Source organism: Sphingobacterium tabacisoli, from assembly GCF_017908035.1.
GTDB classification, from domain to species: domain Bacteria; phylum Bacteroidota; class Bacteroidia; order Sphingobacteriales; family Sphingobacteriaceae; genus Sphingobacterium; species Sphingobacterium tabacisoli.
In genome coordinates this window covers 471,660-487,550 of record NZ_JAEQMU010000002.1, presented here as the reverse complement: position 1 = coordinate 487,550, position 15,891 = coordinate 471,660, and the positions used below count along the sequence as shown (strand labels likewise).

Annotated in this window: 11 protein-coding genes; 1 reads left to right on the top strand and 10 read right to left on the bottom strand. The window is 41.6% G+C overall.

The window, feature by feature from the left end:
• Positions 1–38: 38 nt before the first annotated feature.
• The 3 genes from JKG64_RS13035 to JKG64_RS13025 all read right to left on the bottom strand — a co-directional run bounded on the left by JKG64_RS13035 (position 39) and on the right by JKG64_RS13025 (position 3,135).
• Positions 39–1,913 carry a mechanosensitive ion channel family protein gene (locus JKG64_RS13035; RefSeq protein WP_210354745.1) on the bottom strand — a complete coding sequence of 625 codons (1,875 nt, stop codon included), beginning with the start codon at positions 1,911–1,913 and terminating at the stop codon, positions 39–41.
• Between the two features lie 146 nt (positions 1,914–2,059).
• Positions 2,060–2,674 (bottom strand): hypothetical protein, encoded by a 615-nt coding sequence (locus tag JKG64_RS13030; RefSeq protein WP_246512592.1) that lies wholly within the window; start codon positions 2,672–2,674, stop codon positions 2,060–2,062.
• A 275-nt stretch (positions 2,675–2,949) separates the two neighbouring features.
• On the bottom strand, positions 2,950–3,135 hold the full coding sequence (locus JKG64_RS13025; protein WP_133584474.1) for a CsbD family protein: 186 nt from the start codon (positions 3,133–3,135) through the stop codon (positions 2,950–2,952).
• A 257-nt stretch (positions 3,136–3,392) separates the two neighbouring features.
• Between JKG64_RS13025 and JKG64_RS13020 the strand changes: the two genes are divergently transcribed.
• Positions 3,393–4,406 (top strand): LacI family DNA-binding transcriptional regulator, encoded by a 1,014-nt coding sequence (locus JKG64_RS13020; RefSeq protein WP_210354744.1) that lies wholly within the window; start codon positions 3,393–3,395, stop codon positions 4,404–4,406.
• Here the strand turns inward: JKG64_RS13020 and nagA are convergent.
• The 7 genes from nagA to JKG64_RS12985 all read right to left on the bottom strand — a co-directional run bounded on the left by nagA (position 4,403) and on the right by JKG64_RS12985 (position 15,829).
• Positions 4,403–5,590 carry an N-acetylglucosamine-6-phosphate deacetylase gene (nagA, locus tag JKG64_RS13015; protein WP_210354743.1) on the bottom strand — a complete coding sequence of 396 codons (1,188 nt, stop codon included), beginning with the start codon at positions 5,588–5,590 and terminating at the stop codon, positions 4,403–4,405. The genes JKG64_RS13020 and nagA overlap by 4 nt on opposite strands.
• A 12-nt stretch (positions 5,591–5,602) precedes the next feature.
• Positions 5,603–6,895 (bottom strand): sugar MFS transporter, encoded by a 1,293-nt coding sequence (locus JKG64_RS13010; protein WP_210354742.1) that lies wholly within the window; start codon positions 6,893–6,895, stop codon positions 5,603–5,605.
• 11 nt (positions 6,896–6,906) lie between these two features.
• Complete coding sequence (locus JKG64_RS13005; RefSeq protein WP_021070585.1) at positions 6,907–7,638, bottom strand: glucosamine-6-phosphate deaminase; 732 nt, start codon at positions 7,636–7,638, stop codon at positions 6,907–6,909.
• Between the two features lie 95 nt (positions 7,639–7,733).
• Positions 7,734–9,164 carry a Gfo/Idh/MocA family protein gene (locus JKG64_RS13000; protein WP_210354741.1) on the bottom strand — a complete coding sequence of 477 codons (1,431 nt, stop codon included), beginning with the start codon at positions 9,162–9,164 and terminating at the stop codon, positions 7,734–7,736.
• Between the two features lie 6 nt (positions 9,165–9,170).
• Positions 9,171–11,171, bottom strand: a complete 2,001-nt coding sequence (locus tag JKG64_RS12995) for an alpha/beta hydrolase family protein (RefSeq protein ID WP_210354740.1) — start codon at positions 11,169–11,171, stop codon at positions 9,171–9,173.
• A 6-nt stretch (positions 11,172–11,177) separates the two neighbouring features.
• Positions 11,178–12,731, bottom strand: a complete 1,554-nt coding sequence (locus JKG64_RS12990) for a SusD/RagB family nutrient-binding outer membrane lipoprotein (protein WP_210354739.1) — start codon at positions 12,729–12,731, stop codon at positions 11,178–11,180.
• Between the two features lie 11 nt (positions 12,732–12,742).
• Complete coding sequence (locus JKG64_RS12985) at positions 12,743–15,829, bottom strand: SusC/RagA family TonB-linked outer membrane protein (protein ID WP_210354738.1); 3,087 nt, start codon at positions 15,827–15,829, stop codon at positions 12,743–12,745.
• Between the last annotated feature and the right edge of the window lie 62 nt (positions 15,830–15,891).

Here is a 15,891-nt window from a genome sequence, read left to right as displayed (position 1 = left end):
AAACCCCTCTATGTACATCCCAATATTTCCCTATTGGACTACTCTCCTTCCTTTGTTCCCTTAATGTCTACATGAAATGATCTTAAGGGGACTCCTCGATACTTTTCAGGCATATCCTTTATAGCTCCATCCCGTACAGCATGATATTTAGGAGATACCATTCCTATACCGGCCTCATGAAAAACATCCATCACGTGCTTATGTAACTCGGAATAAATAAAAGCCTGTCGATGGGGGTGCCGGGTATAAGCATTGATCTGATAAGTGACATAGTAATCGTCTAGGCTGCTCTGAAATATAAACGGTTCTGGTGTTGTCTCCAAAAGCTCAGTACGTGCTACGGCTACTTTTGCAAGCTCATGAAACGTCTGCCAAGGCACTTCGTAGGCCATCGCTACCTTTGTATTGATAATCAATCCCTGTTGGTCAGCTTCAGCACTATAGTTTATCGTATGGTTCCCCATTATCTGGGAATTAGGAATTGATACCACTTCATTATTAGGTGTACGGATACGGGTTACTAAAAGTGACTTCTCTACGATATCCCCAGTTACGTCTCCAAATTTAACACGGTCCCCAACAACAAACGATCGCATATAGGTCAACATTAACCCCGCTACAATATTACCTAAGGCTCCAGCAGAACTAAAGGTAAACAATACCCCTATAAATACGGAGACCCCCTTAAAAATATCGGACTGTGCCCCAGGTAAATACGGAAAAATAACAACCAGAAAAAAGGCCATAAGAAGCACACGTAAAATATGATAGGTAGGTAAAGCCCAATCCGAATAAAAACCGTTAATCACCAATGAACCTTTAGCAAGCTCTTCAGCAAAATATTTAAGCACTCTTAATGCGTAATGAAATATAAAATAAACAACAATTACCGTAACCAGATCGGGAAAATAGTCAATTACTGCTAATCCCACCTTCTTAAGTGGCGACATAAAATAGCCAATGAGAATCGGTGCATAGCCCTTTGTTGAAGGGAACAAATTAAACAAAATTGGCAACGCGAGATAAATGACTGTTAGGATTAACAGCCAACGCAATAGGCCGGTAACAAACCAAATAGATTTGAGCTCTTGCGCAGGGGATATCAGCTGGTAACCTTTAAAGGTTATCCCTTTAAAACGTTTCCGTTTAGACTTTAGCAATCTGGAATTCAACAAATTGACAGATTTACTCAAACCAAAAATGATCAATCCTACACTAAGCACAACCACAATGGCAATACCTGTAGAAGTTAATAATCTGGTCAAACTATGTTCTTCCCGATATTGATCAATAGCCTGTGCAATAATCTGACGATAAGATTCCGTTAGCTCTCCGGCATTTTTATTAGCCCACAACGCATCATGTTCATTTACACTAAGTATAATCTGATCCCTCCATAACAAAATCCAGTTATCTTCAGTTTGCTGCACAATCAACGAGTCTGTCTTAAACTCATAATTGTTCTCTAACTGTTGAATTCTTTCTGATGTACCTTTAGCACGTTCTTTAGCGGAGTAACTCCCAATAGCATTAAATACTGTAAAAAGTGTATCATTGAAAGGTACTACAGGAGCCCCTTTATTAACCGCCCTCAACGAATCAACCTTCAGGCGTCGCTTAGCCATCAATAAAGAATCTCTACTTTTAAGAAAAGTAAGTTCTTCTACTAGTTTTCGCTGCTCATAAACATCTGTACGTCTAGAAGATAGCAATTGCTTTTCCAGATAACTCCTACGTATTGAATCCTCAATCTGTTGTTTGCGCATCTCCTGTAGGGTATTTTCACCCTGTGAAATGATTTCCTTCTGAATAGAGTCAGTAGCCTTTCCACTCTCTTCTTTATCCGTCTGAGCCCAGACACACGAAGCACTCAATAAAAACCCTAACAGGAAACTATATAACCACCCTTTCATGTATATTTCATTTTTAGATCCCTACCAAAGTAGCGACTTTATTCTTAAGGGCGAAACATATTTATTTTTTATTTTAACATCCTCCTCTTTGAAAGTATTTTTCTATTTTTCCTTCCGTAACTAGCACTACCCCTTCTACCAGCCAATTAGTCATCTATTTTATAGAGATTGGCTTGTATAGCACCTGTTCTTTTATCAAAGACAAAAGTCTTCTCAATTCCAATATAAAACAATGTCAATGTCATAGTGGTATCCGTTTCACTATCGAAAGATATATCCCTTGCATAACGGATCTTCACATCCGATCGATCATCGAGCAATTCCCTGTCTTTGCATTGAAGCACACGTCTTTCTACTACTCCCCTTTTTTCCATAACCTCCAACCAAGGAGGAACCATCACGCTGTAGGATACAATCTGTCCTCTATAACTTGAATTCAGGTCCTTACTCAACCTTAAGCCGAAAGGTGTTGTAGAGAGTGCTAGCGCATAAAATGGCAACCCCATCGGCAACATACTCAGTAAGACAAAAGACACCATACCTATTAAAAACAACTTAGCTAAACGTGTTTTCCAAAAAATGACAACGATCAAAAAGCTTCCAAAACACCAAAACCAAAAAAGAATAATATCTGCAAAATATCCCCGTAAACTAATCTCAAAGCCGAAGTAGGCTATAAGATCCGTTACGAACAAGACGGATAGAAACCCATAAATTTTCAAAATAACTCTTTTGATTTTCAATTGCTTATTTTGCCCCATAAATCACCAATTAAATGAAGTACTTTACAACGTAGCACTTCATGATAAACACAGGAACTAAATAAACCATAAATAGATTTAAATCAATAAAAGATTTACGATTCGTTATTCCATATTTTAAAAAAGTATAAACATTTTAAAAACATTATCTTAAGATTACTTAAAGATCAGCACCACAACAGGCCGCATTCAGCTGCATTCAGCTGCATTCAAAAAACAAAAGAGCTCTATCCTAAGGACAGAACTCTTTTGAAGTCTCTATAAAAGCCTATAGACTACAAGCCATTCAACCAGTTTTCAACCTCATCTTTGGTTTTTCCGGTTTTTTGCTGCAATTTACCCAACAGCTCCTCTTCTTTACCTTCCGCATACAACAAATCATCATCTGTCAGATCTGCATATTGTTGCTTTACTTTTCCTTTCAATTCATTCCAACGGCCTTTCCAAGTCAATTTGCTCATAGTTTTTCTCCTTTCTATTATTATGATTTTTAATATGTTGTTTGATAATAGAACAGCTACACCGAATAAACGTTTAGATTTTTTTACCTTTTTTTTCTAGAATCTATCGTTTATCACATAGTTGGCTTGCTTAAATATCCCAACACCATTATTTAATAGACGATACCATAGATTTTACACAAAAATTTCAATACATAGTCAACTTTACTGTACATTCTGTGTATTTTTAGGGGTTATAAGTTAGTCCTTGCATGGTGATGAAAAAGAGTTTTGGTATAAAAGATATTGCAAAAATGTTGGGTATCTCTGTTTCCACGGTATCCCGCGCACTCCGAGATGCCTATGATGTCAATCCCGAAACGAAAAAACGTGTCTTAGAACTTACCGAAAAACTGAACTTCAAACTCAATAAAAATGCTTCGGCTCTAGCCTCAGGTAATACAAAAAACATAGGAGTCGTCATCCCATTCATTACCAACTATTATTTTTCGACTGTCATATCCGGCATACAGGAAGAAGCCTATAATCAGGGATACAACATCATCCTATACGTCACGAACGACGATATAGAACGAGAAAAAAAACTCATTGAAAATATAGCTACGAGTAGCTTAGACGGGCTATTGATCTCTATATCTTCTAATTCACATATTGTTGAGCACTTTGAGACGATGATGCGTTCAGGCTTGCCTATTGTGTTTTTTGATCGGGTTCCCCAACACATACAGGCCTCCAAAGTAGTACAAAGTGACTTTGATGGCGCATATCAAGCGACGACTTATTTGATCGAAAAAGGCTATGATAGAATAGCCCACATTGCCGGCCCCTCAGAACTTTCATTTACTCAAGAGCGGCTCCGCGGATATCTACAGGCCCATACAGACGCCAAGGTTCCTCATCATAAAGAGTATGTTATCTTTTCCGGTTTTGGACAGTCTCATGGGTTTGATGATACAAAGGCTCTTTTAAGCCTCCCTCAACCACCAAACGCAATCTTTGCCGTCAATGACCGTAAAGCAGTAGGCGCTATACAAGCCCTCAACCAAGCCTGCATTCGTGTCGGACAGGACTTTGGCGTTATTGGCTTTACCAACGATCCTATTTCTACCGTTATTGAGCCCAATCTCACCACCATCGAGGAACCTGCATTCGAGATCGGACGACAGAGCTGTCAATTATTGATCCGACATATTAAAAACAAAGATTTTGAACCTCGAGAAATACTGATTCCAGGAAGACTGATCGAGAGACAATCCGTACGATCAGATTAAGCTTCGTAGACTATATTTCCATTCACTATCGTTGTCTTAACCTCTATACGCTCGTTAAACAATATCAGGTCGGCCAATTTGCCTTTCTCAATGCTTCCTGTCTGATCATCTATTCTCATAATTCGAGAGGGATTGAGACTAAGCATTTGCACCGCATCTATCAATGGGATTTCAGCAACATTGATCATTGTCCGAATCAAACGATCCGCAGTAGCGACACTCCCCGCAAATGAAGTCAAATCTGGAAGTTTTGCAACACCATCTTCTATTATCACAGGCGTTCCGTTCTGTTTACTCCCTAGTATGCTCTCTCTATCCGACGTACCTGCACCTCGCATCGCATCCGTAATAAGGACAATCTGATCTTTCCTCTTATTCTTACAGATCAGCTTTAGGAAAGGTTCTGGTAAATGGACACCGTCGGCAATAATCTCTACGTCAATATCTTCTAATAATAAACAGGACTCGATCGCCCCTGCATATCGAAATGCATTTTTACGGGTCATCCCCGACATCCCCGAATACAAGTGTGTAGCGAGACGATAACCATGTTCAATTCCACACACAATATCTTCGTATACCGCATCGGTATGTCCCAATGCCAATACGATTCCAGCTTCACTTACATAATCACCAAATTCCAAAGCACCAGGTAACTCAGGAGCGGCACTCCAACGAGCGATCAGATGTCTATATTTATCCAAAATAGACTGATATTCTAGAGGATCTGGATTCCGAATAAAACGGGGATCTTGTGCTCCCCGTTGATTCATGGCAAAATAAGGTCCCTCTAGATGTAAACCATAAAACTTAGCCCCGGACTGATTCACAGAGAGAGACTGTTCGTACACGCTAAAAGTCTCCCATAATAATTCGGGCTCACTCGTCAACGTAGTAGGAAACATAGCTGTTGTCCCAAACTTAGCATGCGTTTCAGCAATGGTAAGATAAGCCTCCAACTCATTATCCATAAAATCAGCACCACCTCCCCCATGTACATGTATGTCAACAAAACCCGGGGATAGATACAAGCCTTGCGCATCTATAATTTCACCTTGCAGTCCCTCTTTAGGCAGTGTTTTATAATCGCCAATAGCTACAATACGGCCGTCTTTTATAGAGACCCAGCCCCTATCAATAATACTATTGGGGCTGATTACCTGCGCATTTATAATAGTTAGCATAAATAGAAAATATTAAACTTTTTTCCAAGAAGTAACTTTATGTCCATAAAAAGCATAGAACGCAATATACAAGAAACAAGGCACAAGTACCCAATAAGCTAACTGTTCGTTTACCTTATCCGCTACAGCTCCGTAGATCATCGGAAGGATGGCGTTACCACACAGCCCCATGATCAATAGTGCCGATCCCTGTTTAGCATATTTCCCCAAACCATCGAGTGCCAAAGGCCATATACCAGCCCAAATAAGTGCATTAGGAAGACCTATAAATACCAAAAACCAAATGGAAACATTGACATCATACCCCATCCAGCCTACGTTTTGATTCATCACGCAGACCATCACCGCGAAAAACAGCCCGAGCAAACTACAAATCTGCAACATACGCTTTTGACTCAGAACCTTAGGTATCAAAAGAATTCCAAGAAAGTAACCCACAATGGTAGCAGAAAGCGTGTAAGAAGGAAAGGACTTTGCTTCCAACAAAGTCACCCCCATAGAGTCTGCATAACTAATGATGGTATCGATAGCGATTACCTGTGTCCCCACATGCAGAAAAATAGCAATAGCGCCTAGTACAAGATGCGGAAATTGGAATAAACTATCCCGACCAGCTGACGCTTCTGCACCTTCAGGATTTTCAATCTCGGGAAGCGGAGAAAATCGAACGAACAAGCCAATTAAAAATAGAACAGCTGCCATAACGGAATAGGGCACCACCACGCGCATGATCAAATCATCAAGTACTGATGCTCTTAAGATATCATCCATCAATGGAATAGCCTTAAAAAGCTCATTATCACTAGGTCTTAAAATAGCCCAGGAGAATACTAAAGGAGCCAATATACCGGCTCCTTTATTACATATCCCCATAATACTGATACGCTGGGCAGCTCGCTCCTTGTCACCAATCAGCGTGATGTACAGATTAGCAACAGTCTGTAAAACCGCCAAACCAGCCCCCAACGTAAATAATCCTAACAGGAAAATAAGGTATGTACGACCAAATGCGGCAGGAACAAAAAGCAATGCCCCTAAAGCCATAATCCAAAAGCCGACAACGATTCCCTTTTTATATCCGACACGTTTCAATAGATAAGAAGAAGGCATAGACATCACCAAATAAGAAATGTAAAATGCAAACGCTACCAAGTAAGACTGAAAATTGGTCAGTTCACAGGCTATCTTAAAGTAAGGGATCAGGATCGCATTCACCCAAGAAACAAAGCCAAAAATAAAAAACATCATTCCGATAATTCCAATCGAAATATAGGTACTCTTCTTATCTAATGTCTGTGTGGTCATAAATATGGATCTTATAATTTAGAAGACGAACCCTGATCTAAAAACACCACACAATCTTCATGTTGTTGTAGTATACTGGATGGATTCAAGTTAGAGATTGGTAATGTCAGGCAGTTTTTAACTGCTTCCGCCTTTCGTTCATCAGGCACAGCACATACAATCTTTTTTGACTTCATTATCTGTTTGATAGACATCGATATCGCCTGTAAAGGCACCTCTTCAAGACTTCCAAACCAGCCCTCACCCATCTGTTGTTGTCTACATTGCTGATCCAGATTCACAATAAGATAAGCATCTTCGACATCAAAGTCTGCAGGTGGATCATTAAACGCCAAGTGACCATTCTCCCCGATTCCAACGAAAGCAACATCGATCGGATGGGCACTTATTTTTTTCTCCAATCGCTCACACTCTTCCTCTGGATTGTTTTCGCCATTGATAAGGATTACCTCCAATAGAGGATCTACTTTTGCTACAAAGCGCTCAGTAAGATATTTACGAAAACTTGCTTTATGTGTAATAGGCATCCCAATATATTCGTCCAAATGGAACATACGGACCTTAGACCAATCAATTCCCGCAGTTGCAATCAGTGTTTCGATTGTTTCAAACTGACTCTGCCCGGTAGCCAAGATTATATTCGCTTCCCCTCTTTCCGCAATAGCTTGTTTAATCCATTCTGCGCCCAATTTACCTGCATGTTTTCCTAAATCCTGACGTGTTTCAAATCTTTCAATCTTCATTAGCAATAAAATTATTTATGAGTATACAATATAGTAGGCACAGCCTTATTGGGCATCATGCCTATTTTTAATCCATTCGATATATGAACACAATACTACAAGGTAATTACCTTGGTATTGCCCCCGGTTTTTAGGTTGATATCATGAACAATGTTTTCTTTCCATCTTCCCATGGTAAAGTCAGGAATTGCTATAGGCTTGGAGCCATTTGCCACCGACCATTCACTCAATGGACCGATAACACTCCAGGACGCTGCATCATACACATCCATATCCACAGGCAATCCGTTTCTTAAACAATCGATGAGCCTCCAGTCCATCATAAAGTCCATACCACCATGTCCACCGATGTCCTTAGCGAGCTCGCCAATATGTTTTATAATCTGAGGCTCATGATCCATTCGGAGTTCGTTTAGTTTATCCTCTGTTAGAAAGTCATCATGCCCTATAGCTATTTTTCCAGGAAGTGGATACTTTTGTGCAAATGCTTTCGTACCACTCACCATATGGATCCTAGAGTAAGGACGAGGAGTGCTCACATCATGTTGCAGTGCGATCGTAGCACCACTATGTGTCATAATATTTGACAGGTTCATGTTGCCCCGGAATGGCTTATCCAGATAGCTTTCAAATCGCTTATCTTTTGCAGCCATTTCCTTCGCCTTATTTCGCAAACTAAAATCAGCAGAGGACATCGATGATAGATACTCCAACCGATTACCTCTATTGATATTAAGCACTTGACATACCGGCCCTATCCCATGAGTCGGATAGAGATTACCATTGCGGTGCGCATTCTCCTTCAATCGCCAAAAATCATAACGCTTCTCTTCATCAAAAAAGCTATTCAAGATGTCATGTATATAGGCCCCTTCACAATGTACAATATCACCGAAGAATCCCTGTCTTGCTAAGTTCAATGTTAATAATTCAAAGAAATCATAGCAACAGTTTTCCAAAATAACACAATGCTTCTTGGTACGCTCAGAAGTCATCACCAATCGCCAGCAATCCTCTACTGTTGTTGCAGCAGGTATTTCCAAAGCCACATGTTTTCCATGCTCCATGGCATAAATAGCCATCTCTGCATGTGTCTGCCAATGTGTAGCAATATAGACTAGATCGATATCTTCCCTTGCACACATATCTTTCCATGCTGTATCACCAGCAGTATACAACTGTGCTTCGTGTCCCCCCGACTGAATACGTTTTTTAGCTGCATTCGCTTTTTCGGCCCGTACATCACATATGCCCTGTATACGTACCCCTTCTATCCGACTCATTCGCTCGACCGCAGCAGACCCTCTGTTTCCAACACCTATAAAGGCCAATCTAACCGTATCCAAGGCAGGCGCAGCATAGCCAGACATATTAAAAATTGGCTTATATTTCTTCTCTGCCTCTTTTACAATATTCTTGAGCTTGCCCTTATCTTGCACCGCAGCACTTGACTCCAATACAGGAGCCATCAATCCCAATCCTGCTAATCCAGAGAGTTTTAAAAATGATCTTCTATTTGTTCCCATAGTTCATTAATTAAAGTGAATTACACTTTCGTTATTTAACAATTCCTTTAGACGCTTTACCTTATACTCAAAATCAAGCTGTTCACTTTTTAAGACTTTTCGGCCAGAAGTACCGATCAATCCATCAACATAGAATGTACCTTTTCCAAGAGCCAACAACAACTGCACATCCCCCCAAGAGATAATACCTGGTAAATGGATCGCCATATTAGTTCCCTCTTTTGTTCGATCCGCTGCAGCAACATAATCAGGCACATAACTGTAAGGCAGATCAGAAAGGAGATATTGCATAGCTGAAGGATACATCGCTCCATACATCAAGGCACAGACTGCAGTCTCCCGGTCGCACACTACTTCGATTTCGGCATTCGGAAACTCCTTTTTAATGTATCCGATAACTACATCCATCTCGGATAGCCAGATAGACATCATGGACTCTCCCAACCATAACAACGATCGGGACAATGTATGAAAACGAGGCAACTGCCCATCGATCTGATCGGCACTCGTCGAGCTACGTTCGCCCAAGCCAAAAAGATCAACCAACACCACCGTTTCACCAGCTTTTACCCAACCTGAAATCTTTTCCGGTGCGACCTCCCTATTCCCTTTCGAACCAAATACTATTTTCAACTTATTTGGCACCTCTGCCGGACTTTCTATCACAAGAGGTATTAACTTGCCCTGCGCCGTACTAATAACCAAGCGATGATACTTTCCCTGATCAGGTATAGATTCTGCAAGCTGAACACGATCTCGCTCTACATGAAGCATTTTAGCCAACTCCCCTACTTTCCCCCTTGCATCTAAATGACTAGCCGACAGCAACTCTTTCGACAGGTATTCGGCACGTTTTCTTACATAAGATGAAGTTGTAGGCACCTTGTTTTTCAGTGTATTATCATCTAAAACACGCAACTCTGCATCCCTTATCTGATAAAACAGGGTATCCACCTTATTTCTCTTCACGTCAAAACAGGAATCAAACCAGTCTAACATGCTCAACCGCATAGGTAGTGTATAATCATGCTTCTCATCAAACAATTCATAAGCGAGATTCTCCCTGGCATGCATATCACTATAAAAAGTTTGGGCTTTATTAAATGTGCGCAACATTTCACCCACATTGAATGCGGCATTACCATCACGTAATGCGGATAATATCTTAATAGGTTTCGGCGCCACCGCTGCCAGCATATCACTTGTTTCCAAATGCATCAATCCATGTGGTAAGAGCTCACAAACACAGTTGCTGTTCAGGATATAGGATTCAAATGTACCAATACTCACCACAGGCACTGCCGCTTTTATCCGTTCATCCAAAGTAGAAATCCAAAACGTCTGATTACCACCACCACTAGCCCCAGTCGCAGCAATGCGCCCACTATCCACATATTCTAATGATTGTAACAGATCGATTGCCCTTTTATTTTCTAGGACCTGCATCCCCATCAAGGGAACCCCCAAATCAAGTAAGGACGAACCTAAACTCGCACCATGATACTCATGGACATGGTTCGCTCCCCTTTCTCCTGAGCCCCAAGCGTCCATCGTCAAACAGACATAACCATTCCGGGCCAATAACTGCGCCGTCCGCTGTACAATCTCCCCTGACTTACCATTAGGCCAATGACCATGACTGTTTAATACCGCAGGAAAAGGACCTTTTCCTTTTGGCACATACAAATGAGCAGGAACATAGACCCCTTCCATCGTTTGGAATACAATATAACGGAGTACAAAATCTCCTAGATCCATCTCCTTTACCACCTGTACATCCAAGCTTCCCATCTCCGCCTTATCTAAGCCGAGATGAGAAGTCACATATCCGTAGATCGATTCTTTAGAACCATTATGTTGCATACATACCTCTTTCAATCTATGCTGTACATAGTTCGCTGTCCGATCCAAATGTTTTGGTATCCCCAGTACCTCGGGTATCTCATCCTGTCCAATCGCCATAGAAGTAGAAGCCATCATAAAAAGAAAATAGATATAGAATCGCATACATTATTAATCAATATCCCACCATACACGTGTTGCCGCATTGTCCTTTCCTCCCAACAAAGCCCTTCCTTTAGTGAGCTCTTCCAAATTATTCGTTTCCTCCGTCAGAGGATATGGCATTCTTTTGATAAAAGTGCCTACAGGAAGATCTGCGTTCTCCGAATTCAACAGATTATACATCTTTGGAAACCCCGATCTCCGAAACTCCGCCCAAGCTTCCATACCATCAGGATAGATAGCAAGCCACTTTTGTGTTCCAATCTGTTCACGTTGCACCGCCGGATCAGCATCCCATTTCACCGGAGTAGTAGCTACTGCAGGAGAATTGTGATAATCACCAGGCGCAGCGGGCTGTACCGAAGAACTCAAGTAGCCTTGTATTTGACCGGCATCGCTTATCCCCCATTGCTGCATACTCAACTTGACTCCTTCTTCATACATGGCTTGAGCGGTACCATCCATATTCCAACCGTTCAGTGCACCCTCTGCACGTAGAAAATAAGACTCCGCAGCAGACATGATATGAAAACGCGCAATCAAATTTGGTGTAAGTACCGAACTCGTTCCTACATATTCCACCCAATATCTGCCCACATTAGAATTAGATCCGGCTTGATTCCGTACTATCCCCAGATCAGCTGCAGGCATCCCATTACGCAAACTATTAAATGTACCTCCAATCACACTAGGCTGAAAGTACCTATCCATACGGGGGTCTACATAGCCTTTTAAGTACGAGGCTATAGTAGAACTCATCGCAAACTCATTCCATGCTGCCACTTGAGACAAGCCATTTGTATCATTTCCATTCAATGATTTCGAAAGCGAAGCATTCTGTCCATTATTTACCATCACACCGGATGCTACAGCGGCCTCAGCTTCGATTTTAGCTCGACTGGCATCCACCTTAGAGATACGTAAAGCTAGACGAAGACGTAAAGAATTCGCAAACGCTATCCAATTATTGATATCACCACCATACATCAACTCATACCCTTGATAAACTTTCGTTCCAGCAGGAAGCGCCTTCAGATTGTCCACCGCAGTAGTTAGTCTTTTGAAAAAATCATCGTAGATTTTATCCACAGGGTCATAAGGAATTACATCCTTCGGTTCTCCCGCATCAAAGTAAGGTATAGGTCCAAACTGGTCCGTTAGTCTATGAAATGCATACACCCATTGAATATTGGCCAATGCAGCCTCACCTGAATCAGGTTCGACATTATCTAAAATAGATTTTAGCTGTGGAGCCGTATCCACATATACTACTGTCCAGAAACGACGTTGCCAATCGGGTGTCAATGCATAACGGTCTGTCCGGAATGAGGTCGTAGTCAATGCAAAGTACTGCGCATACAAATCTGGGCCTAAATTCTGTACCGTCTGATAGAATGAGCGATTCATAGCTGCCGATGATTGGGCTTTAGCAAACATAAACGGCCGCTCGCGTGGCCCCACCTCTGTTAGATTATCAGGGTCCGTATTTATTTTTTCGAAGTCTTTGGTACAAGATAATAATCCCATACTGATTACCAAACTATATATTATTGATCTGTTCATGGTTTCTTTAATTAAAATGTCAGTTTAAGATTTAGACCGTAGGTACGCACCCCTGGCGCAAGACCAACTTCCACGCCTTGATAGTTACCAGATCCCAGCGCCCCTTCAGGGTCAATAGGATTTTTGATCTTACCGATTCCTGGGATATCCAATTTAGACTTACCACGATAGAAGAAAAACAGATTTCTTGCCGTTAGAGACACTTGGGCTGCCTGCAATCCCTTAATCTTGCTTACATCAAATTTGTAAGCCAATGCCAGCTCGCGCATACGGACATTAGTCATGTCGTAGACAAAAAAATCGCCCCAGGCATCACGACCGTTCTGCCCTACTTTCTGCCATAATTGCTGAGCCGTAATAGCCACTGCATTAGCGCTACCGTCTGCCTGTACGGCATCCAGAATCAAACCACCTTCTCTATACTTCTCTGTAAATTCAGCTACACCATAAGAAGCTAGATAAGCGGCAGTCCCCGATACAATCTCTCCTCCTATACGTGCATCGATAAGGGTATTCAATGTAAATCGTTTGTAATTGAAGCTATTCGTCCAACCAATCAATGCATCAGGGTTAAAATTACCCAACTTTTGATTACTTTCTACAACTGGCAAGCCCGTAGCATCGACAACATATTTTCCAGTACCCGGATCCTGTTTCCACTTATGTCCATACAGGTCCCCATATTTCCCCCCCTCATTGACGACCACTGTAGCATATTTTGTACTAGCTGTGACGTCAATGCGCTTCGTCTTCGAATGTAGTTTCAGGACTTTACTTGTATTGGCCGCAAAGTTGATTCCCGTATTCCATTTAAAATTCTCCTTTTGTACAGGCACAGCAGTCAATTGTATCTCAAACCCGCTGTTTTGGATATCACCGGCATTGATATACTCTCTACTAAACCCACTAGCCATAGGCATAGGGATGTACATCAGCTGATTGACCGTATTGCTCTTATAATAAGTAGCATCAAATCCCAACCGATCGTTAAAAAATTTCATATCCAATCCGACCTCAAAGGAGGTAGTTTCCTCAGGTTTTAAGTCGGGAATAGATTTGATTGCGCTTCTGAATACAAATCCCTTTTCAGCACCCAAGCCAAATTGATATATTTGTGCCAAGAGTAAAGGGTCAGGATCATTTCCAACTTTCGTATAGGACGTTCTAGCTTTTCCAAAAGTAACCCAATCAGGGAGTTCCAACCATTCGTGGAAAACAACCGACAGACCCGCGGACGGGTAAAAGAAACTATGAGGCGGGGACAATGTAGACGACCAGTCGTTACGTGCAGTAAGGTCTAAGAAAATATTATTGTAAAAACCCAATTGTGCACTAGCATAAATAGAATTCAGCCGCCGCTCATAGTTTTTAATATCCTTAAATTCAGGCGTTGTGGCCATTAAAAAAGAAAAATGGTTCGGGATACTCAGCCCATTGGCCATATTCTGAAAGCTATTATGTTTTCGCTTCAAAAAACTTGTCCCTACCGTATAGTTCAATTGAATATCCTCATTCAGTTCGTGCTTCCCGTTCAACAAGAAATCAAAATTCTGTTCCGAATATTGGGTATGTGTTTGATAATATTTACCTCCAGCACGTACGTCGCCCAAAGAGACCGTACTATGATAGAATGATCCATCTATCACATCCTTATATGTATCAAACGAATAACGTCCCAATACATTCAACCAGTCTGTCAGTTCATACGAAACAGAACCCAATGCTGTAATCCGATCCCGAGCTTCATTGACAGATGTGCGGTTTATACTCCAATAAGGATTATCATAGATAGAAGAACCCGACCAATACTTGCGCAGTGGTTTACCATCAGAGGGATCAATTGTCTCAAAATCTTTCAATTCTGCGTCATCCATATCTCTAGGCATGATATAGGCCTCTATCGGCATCCCTGTATCACCCAATCGAGGTCGATTAGCAATCTGCTGATTGACATAATTAAGTTTTACATCCGTCTTAAGACCTGGAATCAATTCCGTATTCAGTCGCAGATTCAGAGTATTCCGTTTCAAGTCATTCCCTTGAAATATCCCTCCGATCTTATTATTACTGTACGACATATAGCCCTGCACTTTTTCAGTCCCTCCATAAGTGCTGATGCTGTTATTAAACGTAGCAGCATTTCTATAGAAATCCCTTACATTATTTTTATAAGTAGTACCTTGTTCGCCCCAACTTTCGCCAATATTCACCCCCTTCTTTCCTCCATTTCCACGTCCGTAAGAGTTTTGAAAATCAGCCAGCATATTGACCTGGTCTAGTGATGCACTACCATTATAGTCTATACTATAACGTCCGGCTTGTCCTTGCTTTGTCGTAATAATAATCGCCCCATTCGCTCCCCTTACCCCATACAGGGCCGCCGCCGATGGTCCTTTTAGAATATTAATGGATTCAATATCGTCTGGATTGATATTCGCAGCTCCGTCACTGGTACCATAATTAGGTGTTGTTCCAGTCGCCTGAGGGCCGGCCGTATTATCATAAGGCACACCATCGACTACCACTAAAGCATTATTATTTCCATTAATCGACTTATTACCCCGTAACACGACCCGTGCCGCACCTCCTGGCCCGGTAGAGGCTGTAGTTACTGTAGCGCCGGCCACTTTACCGGTCAGATTGGTCATAATATTACCACTATTATCCCGGACGTTGTTTACCGCATCGCTAGCCAATTGTTGCGTAGAATAAGTGAGTCCCCGAGTCTCCCTTTTTATACCCAATGCTGTGACTACCACTTCCGATATGGCCTCTTGCTGAGATTCCAGCTCAACACGGACTTCCTGAGCAGATGTAACGATATGCACCAAGGTCTTATAACCGACCATCTGGATCTGAATCTGATCCCCCGAGGCAGCTTGTAGATTAGCCTCTCCCGTAGCATTGGTAGCTGTAGATTGTTTGGTACGTTTGTTAATTAATGATACACCGACAAGCCCGGTCTGACTGGACTTGTCCATAACGGTGAATTTCCTGGATACATTGTCCTGCGCAATTGCCAGACTAATCTGTAGTATCCCAAGAAGTGCGAGTAATCCAAGTGAGAAGACTCGCGTTAAAAGTTCTTTTCTCATCATAATAAATAGGGTTATAGTAATACCGTCTTCATGCAGACGATAGGTTCAAAGAAATAAGATTC

Excerpts from the sequence above, each read along its gene's own strand:
- JKG64_RS13035 (WP_210354745.1), bottom strand. The coding sequence starts at position 1,913 with ATGAAAGGGTGGTTATATAGTTTCCTGTTAGGGTTTTTATTGAGTGCT.
- JKG64_RS13010 (WP_210354742.1), bottom strand. The coding sequence starts at position 6,895 with ATGACCACACAGACATTAGATAAGAAGAGTACCTATATTTCGATTGGA.
- JKG64_RS13005 (WP_021070585.1), bottom strand. The coding sequence starts at position 7,638 with ATGAAGATTGAAAGATTTGAAACACGTCAGGATTTAGGAAAACATGCA.
- JKG64_RS13025 (WP_133584474.1), bottom strand. The coding sequence starts at position 3,135 with ATGAGCAAATTGACTTGGAAAGGCCGTTGGAATGAATTGAAAGGAAAA.
- JKG64_RS13000 (WP_210354741.1), bottom strand. The coding sequence starts at position 9,164 with ATGGGAACAAATAGAAGATCATTTTTAAAACTCTCTGGATTAGCAGGA.
- JKG64_RS12995 (WP_210354740.1), bottom strand. The coding sequence starts at position 11,171 with ATGCGATTCTATATCTATTTTCTTTTTATGATGGCTTCTACTTCTATG.
- JKG64_RS12985 (WP_210354738.1), bottom strand. The coding sequence starts at position 15,829 with ATGATGAGAAAAGAACTTTTAACGCGAGTCTTCTCACTTGGATTACTC.
- JKG64_RS13020 (WP_210354744.1), top strand. The coding sequence starts at position 3,393 with ATGAAAAAGAGTTTTGGTATAAAAGATATTGCAAAAATGTTGGGTATC.
- JKG64_RS13030 (WP_246512592.1), bottom strand. The coding sequence starts at position 2,674 with ATGGGGCAAAATAAGCAATTGAAAATCAAAAGAGTTATTTTGAAAATT.
- nagA (WP_210354743.1), bottom strand. The coding sequence starts at position 5,590 with ATGCTAACTATTATAAATGCGCAGGTAATCAGCCCCAATAGTATTATT.
- JKG64_RS12990 (WP_210354739.1), bottom strand. The coding sequence starts at position 12,731 with ATGAACAGATCAATAATATATAGTTTGGTAATCAGTATGGGATTATTA.